Source organism: Winogradskyella eckloniae (assembly GCF_013249045.1).
Lineage (GTDB): Bacteria > Bacteroidota > Bacteroidia > Flavobacteriales > Flavobacteriaceae > Winogradskyella > Winogradskyella eckloniae.
Genome location: NZ_JABRWP010000011.1, coordinates 77,891 through 89,616 on the forward strand (window position 1 = coordinate 77,891; position 11,726 = coordinate 89,616).

Sequence of the window (11,726 nt, forward strand, 5' to 3'; positions counted from 1 at the left end):
GCACCTAACAGGTCTATAATTATGTTATTTAAAATAACTGAATGTTTCACCGTCTTCTATTTTGAGCAAGGTTTCATAAATTAATCGGATAACATTTTCTACATCATCTTTATGTACCATTTCTACAGTGGTATGCATATATCGTAGTGGTAAAGATATTAAAGCAGAAGCGACACCACCATTGCTGTACGCAAAAGCATCGGTATCTGTACCTGTCGCTCTAGATAAAGCAGCACGCTGAAATGGAATTTTCTTGTCTTCAGCGGTGTCGGTAATTAAATCGCGTAATTTTTGTTGTACGGCAGGCGCATAAGCCACAACCGGACCTTTTCCTATTTCGGCATAGCCTTGTACTTTTTGGTCTATCATAGGTGTTGTGGTATCATGCGTTACGTCAGTAACAATAGCCACATTGGGTTTAATGGTCTCCGTAATCATTTCAGCACCACGCAATCCTATTTCTTCTTGTACAGAATTTGTGATATATAAGCCAAATGGTAAGGTTTTTTTGTTTTCTTTGAGAAGACGTGCCACTTCGGCAATCATAAATCCTCCCATTCGGTTATCTAAAGCTCTACATACAAATTTGTCTTTGTTTAAAATGTGAAATTCATCCGGATACGTAATAACGCAACCAACGTGAACGCCCATTTTTTCTACTTCGTCCTTATCTTTTGCTCCAATATCTATGCAAATATTATCGGGTTTTGGCGCCTGCTCTTTTGCTCGGTTTCTCGTATGGATTGCTGGCCAACCAAACACTCCTTTTACAATGCCTTTTTTAGTATGGATATTGACAATTTTACTCGGTGCAATTTGGTGGTCACTTCCGCCATTTCTTATTACATACAATAAACCATTGTCTGAAATGTAGTTTACATACCAAGAAATTTCATCAGCATGTCCTTCTATTACAACTTTATATTTTGCTTTCGGATTAATAACCGCTACTGCTGTACCATACGTGTCTGTGATAAACTCATCGACATACGGTTTTAAATAATCCATCCAAATTTTTTGCCCTTCCCACTCATAACCTGTAGGTGAGGCATTGTTTAAGTATTTTTCTAAAAAGTTGATCGACTTTTTATTCAATAATTGTTTTTTAGCCATTCGATTTAATTTTCCTTAAAAATAATAATATTAATACGAATTTAAGGTTATAGATTGTAAATATTACTAATTTTGAATAGGTTTAAAATTACACTTATGGTATGATTTTAGCATAGAATAAAAGGATGAAGATTTTTATATACATAGCCCTATGTTTTTCTGCGGTCTTATCTGCGCAAGTAACACCTGTAGAACAAGAACAAGATTCTACGGAAGTGCAATACATGATTATTGAAGGCGACTCTGTGCCTGTAACGTCTGTGGAGTTAAAGGAAGTGTTGGTTTTACCAAATTTAAATTTTGATGATAAAGCCGCGCGAATACGTTATATTATTCTTAGACGTAAAACCTTAAAAGTGTATCCATATGCGAAGCTCGCAGCAGAACGCTTAGAAGCATTGCAAGCACGTTTAAACGAATTAGAACGAAAACGTGATAAAAAACGCTACGCTAAAATTATTCAGAAATATATTGAAGATGAATTTTCTGCGGAGTTAAAAAAATTGACAAAAACAGAAGGGCAGATTTTAGTAAAATTAATACATAGGCAAACTGGCCAAACCGCTTTTGATTTAATAAAAGAACTGCGCAGTGGTTGGCGAGCCTTTTGGTTTAATAGTACAGCAAGCTTATTTGATATCTCTTTAAAGAAAGAATTTAGTCCTATTAATGAAGAGGAAGATTATTTAATAGAAGATATTTTACAACGTGCTTTTCAGAACGAACGACTAAAAAGACAAGAGCCTGCGTTTGATATAGATTTTTATGCTTGTGTATCTAAATGGTCTAAAGGAAAGAAATTAGATACTAAAAACTATAATGTAAAGGATGCGACTTCAAACTAAGCTAGAAGAACAATTAAACACTTGGACACATGGTTTAGGTGCGTTTTTGGGTTTGTTAGCATTACTTTTTCTAATTGTGAAAACCGACCATACACAACCTTGGCATCTATTTAGTGTTATAGTATATGGTTTGTCGATTATTATTTTATTTACAGCATCAACATGTTATCATGCTGTTGAAAATGAAAAGAAAAAACACCGCTTTAGAATCGTAGATCATATTAGTATATATCTGCTCATTGCAGGTACTTATACACCAGTGTTACTTATTTCTTTGCCCAATAGTTTGGGATGGACACTGTTTTGGCTGGTTTGGGGAATTGCCCTATTTGGTGTGATTTTAAAACTATTTTTTACAGGTAAGTTTGAGCTATTTTCTACCTTATTATATTTAGTAATGGGTTGGTTAATTGTATTTGATTTTTCTAATGTATCAAAAGCCATAGGACAAGAAGGGGTTTTTTGGCTGTTTGCAGGCGGTTTATTCTATACCGTTGGAATCATTTTTTATGCTATTCAAAAGATTCCATTTAATCATGTTATTTGGCATTTATTTGTGCTTGCAGGCGCTATTAGTCATTTTTTGATGATTTACTTATATGTTATATGATCTATTCATTGATGCTTACAAGAATGGCATCGATTTCACTATGAACGCGTCTTAGGTCTTCGTCATAATTATCGGTATCATACGTTATTGCTTTTTTAAACAATTTAAACGCTTCAATTCTTAATTCTGAATAGGTTAGTAATTTTTCATTACGTTCAATGTATGCTTTGGGTAAGTCTTTAATGGTGTTAGTTTTGTGTATGATTGCAATATTGGCTTCCCATTTTGGAATGCTAATCTTGTCGATTTCGTTAATGAGATACGCATTGTTCTTTGTTTCTAAATGCTGATAGAAAAGCAGAGAGGCTTTTTCGTTTTTAGAAAATTCTTCAAACGCAGCGTCATAAGTAGTATTGGTTTTTTCTGGTAGGCTAAAAAATATGACTAGTGTAACGCTACTAATTATGATTAAAGCAATGACACCAATGCCAGCAGCGCGCCATCCGGAATAAAAACTATTGTTTTGTTCTAAGTGTTTGTGCAATATAGCGCCATGAATTTTATCTACTATTAAATAGGTTAGACCTGTATAAGCTGCAGGAATAAGCATTCTAGGAATTTTATTGATGATATCATCTGGCAATAAAACCATACTTACAAATATAAAAATAGTAGCAGCAATAGAAATAACTAGAGCTTTATTTCCTTTTTCTGGTTCGTTTAAGGCTTTGTAGTTCTCTTTTATTAGATATCCAGCGGCTAGTGGACTCCCTATAAAACTAGCAATGCCAATGGTTCTTTGAGAATATAATTTTATATGTTTAGTAGGATTGGTTGGGTCAAGCATATATGGATCTTAATTTTTTTCAAGAATTTAGGTAAGGTTTAGATCATCTAAAAGCCATTAAGGTAGTAAATGTAGTCTTTTATTTCAGAAGGATACGATTATAAATTATGGCTTTATTTAAAAATCTGTAGTTAAATCTTCATATAGGACAGGATTGGCTGTTTCTTCTACATTACCGAGATAGTTTTTACCTCGTAATTTTTCTACAGTGTGGGCTTTTAAGTCCTCAAAGGTGTAAGATTTTAAAAGATTTTGAAGACGAGAGGCATCGCGCATATCATTTTCAGAATGCAACCATTGCTCCTCTAAGTCATCAGTTAAAATAAAGGGCATTCGTGGTTCTTTAATTTTTGGATTGTTATGAATTTTAGACATTAAAGAATTTCCCTTGGTGGTAACGATAGAGAAAGTATTTAATTTTCCACCATGTTCTGGGTTTATCCATTCGCTCCACAGACCAGCTAAAGCCATTGATTTATGGTTATGCCTTTGAATAAAAAAGGGATATACTTTTTTGTTGTATTGATGGTGTTCAAAAAAACCATCGATATAAATTAGGCATCTTTTATGAAGTGCAGAGGCTTTAAAGGATGGTTTTTCAAAAATAGTTTCTGCGCGTGCATTTAATGTGCTATTCCAGGTTTTTTGCTGTTGTTCTTGGTTTTTTACCCAATGTGGTACTAATCCCCAAGTAGCAACTTTAGGGAACTCTGGCGCGTCACTTGTATATATTAATAGTTCAGGATGTGAAAATCCTGAAGCATGAAAAAGCGGTAGATCAGTAAATGGTATTAGGTTTTCAAGAATTTCTGTAACCGCAGATAGATCGCCTTTACGTTCAGCTCTTTTTAATTGGGTTTCTATACTTGCTTTAATATCATAACACATTTTAATTCGGTTTAAAAATTTAGTTCGCCAACCAATAAAATAGCATTTTGGAGAATAATATACCTCAAATAAGTTAAATTTAGTAGCAATTAATGATAATTAAATGGTTTAATTTTACAATAATATTTATCTCAAAGACTTGGTAACATACGATTATATTATTTTAGGCGCAGGAGCATCGGGTTTGCTATTGGCTTATCGCATGGCAAATGATGCTTTCTTTGATGATAAGTCGATTTTAATTATTGATAAAATTAAAGACAAAGGTAATGATAGAACCTGGTGTTACTGGGAAGAAGGTTCTGGTGAATGGGATCATTTATTAGCTAAAGCTTGGCCAAACGTTTACTTTGGTAGTGATGCTTTTTCTAAAACCATACCAATAGCGCCTTACACCTATAAAATGCTTAGAAGTGAAACGTTTTATAAGGCCTTATGGAAACGGCTTCAAAAGACAACGCATATCACTTTTGTTGAGGATGATGTTCTAAGTTTTTCAGAATTAAATGATGGTGTACAGGTTGTTGCAAAGAATGACCATTTTAAAGGTTTAAAATTATGTAATAGTTTGCCTAATTCTGAGCTGTATACGTCACAACAGAAATACCCACTTATTCATCAGCATTTTGTGGGATGGTTTGTAGACGTTGAAGACGATACGTTTGATGATACTACAGCTACATTTATGGATTTTTCTGTCCCTCAAAACGGAAACACACGCTTTATGTATGTTTTACCGCTTCATAAAAAGCGAGCGTTGTTCGAATATACTTTGTTTTCAAAACAGGTGTTGCCTTTAACAGAATACGAAAATAGTATAAAGGCTTATTTAGAGCACAAAGGCATATACAATTATAAGATTACGGAAAAAGAAAAAGGAAACATTCCTATGACCGCTTTTAAGTTTTCTAATTTAAACTCTAAACATATTTTAAATATAGGAACAGCTGGTGGATGGACCAAAGCAAGTACGGGTTATACTTTTAATAGTACATCAAAAAAAACGAAAGAAGTGGTCTCTTTTTTAAAGTTAGAAAATGATCTGTCTAAGTTTCATAAAAAAACTAAATTCTGGTTTTATGATCTTATTTTTTTAGATGTTTTAGCCAATTATAATGAAGAAGGAGCTGCGTTATTTAGTTCTATGTTTAAGAAAGTAAATATCAAAACCATATTTAAATTTTTGGATGAAGAATCAACATGGTTAGATGATTTAAAAATCATTTTGTCTGTACCGCCTCAACGCTTCATACAGTCTGTATTTAAACGGTTTTTATCGTAAAAATTAATTTGACGAATATACCTGTCCGCGATGCGGTTTTAAGGCATCTCTAATAGGTTTCATTTCAGATTCTAGAACAACCAAATAGGCTAAACTATGCATGTCGCTAATGGTTTCTGTATCAATAATAGAAATATCTAATTGATTTAGAGCAACGTATTCTTTTAAATGCACAACATGGTGTTCTGCCGTTTTTTGAGCAACAGATCCTTTAAAATCCCAAATCAATTTTAATTGCCTCATATTTTCTAATTGAATTTAAGCAGATTTTAGAATAGAAGTTCCGTTTTCTACAAAGTTTTTAAAATTTCTCAAATAGGTTTGCGTTTGTTTTTTAAAAGCACTTGGCATTAAAAATAACATGGCACTCATTTTAAAATTTGTAGGCTGAAACTCATTAATGGAAATCCATTTTGTATAATTATCTTCTGTAGTCTTAAAATAATTTTCCTGAATATTTCTAACACCTACAGTTGTATAAGAGGCATGAAACTCATTTGGGAAGTTTTGTTTCGTAACGGTTTCAATGATTTCCATGTGACGTTTACCAAAACAATAGTTCAACTTCATGGTCGCTCCTAATTCATTTGGAGTGCCAGAAATATGTTCGGTACTTACCAAGCCATCTTGCCAATGTTTAAGATTCTCCGTAGAGTCGAGTTTCTTAATAACTTCTGAAATTGGTTTCTTTATAAGAATTTCAGTGGTGTATTGCATTACGAGGGATTTTAAACAAATTTAAGAAAAGTGTTCACAATTATTAGGACTAATCGACGTTCTTATTGTTTTTATTGTTAAAATCAACGTTAAACTTTAAGAGATGTTAAACTAGTATGATTTTTACTACGAAATTAGCAATTATAGTGCAATATTGCGTTTTATTCATCTTGCTAAATAACCTATTTATGTTATTTTTGCTGAGTTTGAAAAAAAATAATGCATAAAAAATCTGATTAAAGATAAAATTACATGAAGTCAATAAAATTTAAATGTTTACTTGTAGTACTATTTGCGTTTAATGTATCGTTTGCCCAAGAAAAAGACGAGGTATTAATTACCGTCGGTGACAACCCAGTAATGGCGTCAGAATTTTTAAGAGTTTATAACAAAAACTTAGATTTAGTAAGAGATGAGAGCCAAAAAGATATTGATGGTTATTTAAAATTATTTACAGAATATCAGTTAAAACTAAATGAAGCTAAACGCCTTAAAATTGATGAGGATAAAAATTATCAACGTGAGTTTACGCGATATAAAAAACAACTAATTAAAAATTATTTATCAGAAAATAAGGTCACTGATGCGTTAGTAAAAGAGGCTTACGATCGTAGTAAAATAGATGTAAAGGCATCTCATATTTTAGTAAGATTAGATGCTACAACAGCAGATACAACAGCAGCATACAACCAGGTTTTGGCCTTAAGAAAACGCGTGTTAAAAGAAGGGTTTGATAGTGTAAAGGCTAAAATGCATGATGGTAAAACTATTTTCCTCGAAGACTTAGGCTATTTTTCTGCTTTCAAAATGGTTTACGATTTTGAAACTGCAGCCTTTAATACACCAGTTGGAGAAATTTCAATGCCCTTTAGAACTCAGTTTGGCTACCATGTGGTCAATGTTATGGATAAGCGTGAGTCGCGTGGTACCATCTCTGCAGCACATATCATGGTAAATTCAAAACAAAAAGATTCTTTATTAAACCCTGAAACGCGTATTAATTCCATTTATCAAAAACTAAATCAAGGTGAAAGTTTTGAGGCTTTGGCAAAGCAATTTTCTGAAGATAAGAGCTCGGCTAATAATGGTGGGAAAATTACACCTTTTAAAAGTGGTCAATTAAGTTCTACGGTTTTTGAAGATGTGGCTTTTGGATTAAAAAATAATAACGAAATCAGTAAGCCATTTAAAACAGCTTACGGTTGGCATATTGTAAAGCGTATAAATTTAGAGCCAGTTCCACCGTTTGAAGATGTTAAAGATTCTTTTGTAAAACGCGTTAAGCGAGATTCAAGATCTAAGTTAATAAATGAAGCTATGGTGGCTAAGCTTAAGAAAAATTATAAAATCAATTATAATCCTGATGCTAAAGCCTATTTTGTCAATGCTTTAAATGAAAACTTTTATAATAGAAGTTGGAAATTACCATCAGATTTAAAAGAAGCAGAAGCGGTATTTACAATAAATGATAGAAAGTTTACCTATTTAGCGTTTGGTAACCATTTAATGACGGCACAGCGTTTATATGCAAGTAAAACAATGCCATTTGAAAGTATTATTGATAAGGAGTTTGAAAGTTTCTTTGAAGCATCAATATTTAAATATAGAGAGGATAATTTAGAAACTGAAAATGAAGACTACGCTAATATTCTAAAAGAATACAGAGATGGACTCTTGTTATTTGATCTCATGGAAAAGGAACTTTGGAATAAAGCTTCTAAAGATACGGTTGGTTTAGAAAATTATTACAACTCGCACAAAGCTAATTATCAATGGAATGACCGCGTTGATGTGCAAATAGCAACAACCACAGACCAATCAATTTTAAAAAAATTGAGAAAACTAATGAAAAAAGGTAAGTCAGAAACTGAAATTACAGAATCCTTAAATACCAAGGACAATACCAGTGTGATTTTTACAAAAGGGATTTATAATTTAGATAATTCTATATTGCCTTCAGATTTCATAGCAGAGCAAGGTTTATCTAAGGTGTATAATAATCATAATGAAGCATTTCATATTATAAATGTAAAAGAAGTGCTAGCGGCTAGACCAAAAACCTTAGAAGAAGCCAAAGGAAATGTTATTAATGATTACCAAAATGAAATAGAAGCTAATTGGATTAAAGGATTATATAACAGATATAAAGTTGAGATTAATCAAGACGTATTAAATTCTATTAAATCTAAAATTGGGAACTAAACTTGTTTTTATTGAAACGAACCATTTACATATCTTTAATAAGCTTTTTTCTAATAAGCTGTAATTTTTTTAAAAACTCTGATGACCTCGAGCCTATAGCGCGAGTAAATGAGTCGTACTTATATAAAAGTGATATAAAGACTGTAGTGCCAGAAGGAGCCTCTAAAGAAGATAGTACCTTGTTGGTAAATGCGTATATAAATAAATGGGCAAGGCAATTACTATTAATGGATGGTGCTTTGGTCAATTTGTCTGAAGAAAAGCAGAATGGGTTTTCAAAATTAGTAGAGCAGTATAAAATAGATCTATTTACAAAAGCATATTTAGAAGGTTTGGTTATAAAAAATATAGATACAGTTGTGCAAGCAAATGAGTCGCAATTGTTTTATGAAGCCAACAAAGAATCCTTTAAGCTAAATGATAATTTAATTCAGTTTAGATACATTAGTTTACCATTAAATCCTGTAGATTTAGATACCATAAAAAACAGGTTTAAACGATTTAAGCCAAAGGATAAGAGGTACTTAGATTCTATTTCGGTACAGTTTAAATCGTATGCGTTAAATGATTCGCTTTGGGTAAAGCTAAACCATGTCGCAGAGAAAATTCCGATTATAAATGAATCGAATAAAAATCAACTGTTAAAAAAATCTAATTATTTACAACTCAAAGATTCAATAAACCTATATTTGATGCAAGTTAATGACGTGCGATTGCAAAACGATTACGCACCTTTGGATTATGTGAATTCATCGATTAAAAAAATTGTTATAAACAAGAGAAAATTAGAGCTCATTAAGCAACTCGAAAATGATATTACAAAAGATGCTATTAAGAATAATCAATTCCAAATTTATAAATAAAGCAATACTAGTTGTTTGCTTCTTAGCGGTTAGCCTTATCAATGCCCAGGAAATAATTGATGAAAATAAACCAGTTGTAGAAAACGCTAAAGATAGTGTTGTAAAAAAGACACGTATAAAAGCTGATGGTGTTGCCGCTGTAGTAGGTGATTTTATACTATTAGAATCTGATTTAGATAGAGAAATTGAGCAGTTAAAATCTCAAGGCGCAGATTTAAGTGAGTTTACAAGATGCGAACTTTTTGGAAGTTTATTAGAAAGTAAATTATATGCACATCAAGCAATTCAAGATAGTGTTATTGTTAATGAATTACAGATTCAATCTCGAGTAGATCAGCAATTTCAAGGTATTTTGGCTCAATTAAATGGTGATGTCACAAAAATGTTAGAATACTACAAGAAAGATTCAGAACAAGCCTTAAGAGATGAGATGTACGAGATTAACAAGAATAATTTTCTCGCTCAAGAAATGCAAACTAAAATAACTGGAGATATAGAAGTGACACCAGAGGAGGTTCGTACGTTTTTTAATAATATTCCTAAAGATGAAAGACCAACATTTGGTACAGAATTAAAGTTAGCTCAAATTGTTGTGATCCCTGAAGTTACGGAAGAAGCAAAACAAGCCGTTATTGAAAAATTAAAAGGGTTTAAAAAGGACATTGAAGAAAACGGTTCTAGTTTTACCACTAAGGTATTGTTTTATACAGAAGATACAGCATCAAAACGTGATGGCGGTAAATATACCTTAAATAGAAAGCGGCCAAGAATGGTAAAAGAGTTTAGAGATGTTGCATTCTCCTTACAAGAAGGCGAAATTTCAGAACCTTTTGAAACCGATTTTGGTTATCATATTATTTTGTTAGAGAAGGTTAGAGGGCAGGAATATGATGTAAGACATATATTATTACGACCAGAATTAACGCAAGAAGCTATTAGAAAAGCGAATGATGAAATTAAAAAGGTAAGAGAAAAAATTGTTGATGGTACATTAACATTCGCTGAAGCCGCAAGAGAATTTAGTGATGAAGAAGAAACAAAATATGAAGGCGGTCAATTAACCAACCCAACGACTCAAGATTTTAATTTTGAATTAACACGAATGGAGCCTGAATTATATGCTCAGATTCAAGATTTAAAAGATGGTGAAATAAGTGAGGTTTTACAAGATGAAGATCGTGTCAACTCCATAAAATTTAAAATATTAACAGTCACAGATCGTATTGATGATCATGAAGCAGATTTTTCTAAGGATTATTTGAAAATTAAAAATTTGGCATTACAAGACAAGCAAATTAAAGCTGTAGAGAAATGGCAAAAAGAAACCATTGCGGAGACGTATATAAAAATTAATGGCGAGTACAGAGAATGTGATTTTCAAAGTAATTGGTTAAAAAAATAAGAATCTATGTCTGATGTTTCAAAAATTGAAAATTTCGTAAAGAAATTTGCCGCACTTAAAGACGAAGTCGCAAAGGTAATTATTGGTCAAGATGAGGTAGTCAACCAAATTTTAATTTCAATTTTTTCGGGAGGTCATTCGCTTTTAGTCGGTGTGCCTGGTTTAGCTAAAACATTAATGGTTAATACTATTGCCCAAGCTTTAGGATTAGATTTTAAACGTATACAATTCACACCAGATTTAATGCCTAGTGATATTTTAGGTAGCGAAATATTAGATGAAAATAGACAATTTAAATTTATAAAAGGGCCTATTTTTTCTAATATTATTTTAGCAGATGAAATCAATAGAACACCACCCAAAACACAAGCGGCTTTATTAGAGGCTATGCAAGAACGTTCGGTTACGGTTGCAGGTCATCAATACAAATTAAGTTTACCGTATTTTGTTTTAGCTACTCAAAACCCAATTGAGCAAGAAGGAACATATCCTTTACCAGAAGCACAGTTAGACCGATTTATGTTTGCTATTAATTTGGAGTATCCCTCATTTCAAGAAGAAGTAGATGTGGTAAAAGCCACAACGACAGATGTGAAATTGACGGTAAACTCATTATTTACAGAGCAAGAGATTATAGAATTTCAGAATGTAATTCGTCGTATTCCTGTAGCAGATAATGTTATAGAGTATGCAGTGTCCTTAGTCGGTAAAACAAGACCAAAAGAGCATACAGCGGCAGAAATAGTTAAAGAATTCGTAGATTGGGGCGCAGGACCTAGAGCTTCTCAAAATTTAATATTAGCTGCTAAAACACATGCTGCAACAAAAGGAAAATTCTCTCCAGATATTGAAGATGTTCAAGCAGTAGCTACTGGAATTCTAAGGCATAGAATCATTAAAAATTATAAGGCCGAAGCAGAAGGTGTTACCGACGAGAAAATTATTCAGAGCTTATTTTAATTCGAATTTTAATGTTAATGCGGCTTTTGTTTAGACAATGGCGTACAACATAGACGT

The 11,726-nt window shown here is 32.4% G+C and carries 12 protein-coding genes; 7 read left to right on the forward strand and 5 right to left on the reverse strand.

Features of this window, described 5'->3' with window-relative positions; genetic code table 11:
• Positions 1-24: 24 nt before the first annotated feature.
• Positions 25-1,113: a M42 family metallopeptidase gene (locus HNV08_RS15205; protein WP_173282216.1), complete on the reverse strand. Its 1,089-nt coding sequence runs from the start codon at positions 1,111-1,113 to the stop codon at positions 25-27.
• 125 nt (positions 1,114-1,238) lie between these two features.
• Here HNV08_RS15205 and HNV08_RS15210 point away from each other — a divergent pair, with 125 nt between their 5' ends.
• Together HNV08_RS15210 and trhA are read left to right on the forward strand one after the other, a co-directional pair.
• Positions 1,239-1,958, forward strand: a complete 720-nt coding sequence (locus HNV08_RS15210) for a DUF4294 domain-containing protein (protein WP_173282217.1) — start codon at positions 1,239-1,241, stop codon at positions 1,956-1,958.
• A complete protein-coding gene (gene trhA, locus HNV08_RS15215) occupies positions 1,942-2,568 on the forward strand; it encodes a PAQR family membrane homeostasis protein TrhA (RefSeq protein WP_173282218.1) in 627 nt (208 codons plus the stop codon). The genes HNV08_RS15210 and trhA overlap by 17 nt, the downstream gene beginning before the upstream one ends.
• A gap of 1 nt (position 2,569) precedes the next feature.
• Here the strand turns inward: trhA and HNV08_RS15220 are convergent, their stop codons facing one another.
• Positions 2,570-3,355 carry a hypothetical protein gene (locus HNV08_RS15220; protein WP_173282219.1) on the reverse strand — a complete coding sequence of 262 codons (786 nt, stop codon included), beginning with the start codon at positions 3,353-3,355 and terminating at the stop codon, positions 2,570-2,572.
• A gap of 117 nt (positions 3,356-3,472) precedes the next feature.
• Positions 3,473-4,243, reverse strand: a complete 771-nt coding sequence (locus HNV08_RS15225) for an SOS response-associated peptidase (RefSeq protein WP_173282220.1) — start codon at positions 4,241-4,243, stop codon at positions 3,473-3,475.
• 139 nt (positions 4,244-4,382) lie between these two features.
• Between HNV08_RS15225 and HNV08_RS15230 the strand changes: the two genes are divergently transcribed.
• Complete coding sequence (locus tag HNV08_RS15230) at positions 4,383-5,525, forward strand: lycopene cyclase family protein (protein ID WP_173282221.1); 1,143 nt, start codon at positions 4,383-4,385, stop codon at positions 5,523-5,525.
• Positions 5,526-5,528: 3 nt separating this feature from the next.
• Here HNV08_RS15230 and HNV08_RS15235 read toward each other — a convergent pair whose 3' ends face one another.
• Entirely contained in the window at positions 5,529-5,768 is a 240-nt protein-coding gene (locus HNV08_RS15235; RefSeq protein ID WP_173282222.1) for a hypothetical protein, read from the reverse strand.
• Between the two features lie 15 nt (positions 5,769-5,783).
• Positions 5,784-6,242, reverse strand: coding sequence for an SRPBCC family protein (locus tag HNV08_RS15240; protein WP_173282223.1), 459 nt, complete (start codon positions 6,240-6,242; stop codon positions 5,784-5,786).
• Between the two features lie 252 nt (positions 6,243-6,494).
• On the opposite strand from HNV08_RS15240, the gene HNV08_RS15245 reads away from it, so the two are divergent.
• Genes HNV08_RS15245 through HNV08_RS15260 form a run of 4 tightly spaced genes read left to right on the forward strand, consistent with a single transcriptional unit; the run spans position 6,495 to position 11,669 of the window.
• Positions 6,495-8,444, forward strand: coding sequence for a peptidylprolyl isomerase (locus HNV08_RS15245; RefSeq protein WP_173282224.1), 1,950 nt, complete (start codon positions 6,495-6,497; stop codon positions 8,442-8,444).
• 11 nt (positions 8,445-8,455) lie between these two features.
• On the forward strand, positions 8,456-9,307 hold the full coding sequence (locus HNV08_RS15250) for a peptidyl-prolyl cis-trans isomerase (protein WP_241697242.1): 852 nt from the start codon (positions 8,456-8,458) through the stop codon (positions 9,305-9,307).
• Positions 9,255-10,709, forward strand: coding sequence for a peptidylprolyl isomerase (locus tag HNV08_RS15255; protein WP_173282225.1), 1,455 nt, complete (start codon positions 9,255-9,257; stop codon positions 10,707-10,709). The genes HNV08_RS15250 and HNV08_RS15255 overlap by 53 nt, the downstream gene beginning before the upstream one ends.
• Positions 10,710-10,715: 6 nt before the next feature.
• A complete protein-coding gene (locus HNV08_RS15260; protein ID WP_173282226.1) occupies positions 10,716-11,669 on the forward strand; it encodes an AAA family ATPase in 954 nt (317 codons plus the stop codon).
• The last annotated feature ends 57 nt before the right edge of the window (positions 11,670-11,726 follow it).

Excerpts from the sequence above, each read along its gene's own strand:
- HNV08_RS15210 (WP_173282217.1), top strand. The coding sequence starts at position 1,239 with ATGAAGATTTTTATATACATAGCCCTATGTTTTTCTGCGGTCTTATCT.
- HNV08_RS15240 (WP_173282223.1), bottom strand. The coding sequence starts at position 6,242 with ATGCAATACACCACTGAAATTCTTATAAAGAAACCAATTTCAGAAGTT.
- trhA (WP_173282218.1), top strand. The coding sequence starts at position 1,942 with ATGCGACTTCAAACTAAGCTAGAAGAACAATTAAACACTTGGACACAT.
- HNV08_RS15235 (WP_173282222.1), bottom strand. The coding sequence starts at position 5,768 with ATGAGGCAATTAAAATTGATTTGGGATTTTAAAGGATCTGTTGCTCAA.
- HNV08_RS15245 (WP_173282224.1), top strand. The coding sequence starts at position 6,495 with ATGAAGTCAATAAAATTTAAATGTTTACTTGTAGTACTATTTGCGTTT.
- HNV08_RS15255 (WP_173282225.1), top strand. The coding sequence starts at position 9,255 with ATGATATTACAAAAGATGCTATTAAGAATAATCAATTCCAAATTTATA.
- HNV08_RS15260 (WP_173282226.1), top strand. The coding sequence starts at position 10,716 with ATGTCTGATGTTTCAAAAATTGAAAATTTCGTAAAGAAATTTGCCGCA.
- HNV08_RS15225 (WP_173282220.1), bottom strand. The coding sequence starts at position 4,243 with ATGTGTTATGATATTAAAGCAAGTATAGAAACCCAATTAAAAAGAGCT.
- HNV08_RS15205 (WP_173282216.1), bottom strand. The coding sequence starts at position 1,113 with ATGGCTAAAAAACAATTATTGAATAAAAAGTCGATCAACTTTTTAGAA.
- HNV08_RS15220 (WP_173282219.1), bottom strand. The coding sequence starts at position 3,355 with ATGCTTGACCCAACCAATCCTACTAAACATATAAAATTATATTCTCAA.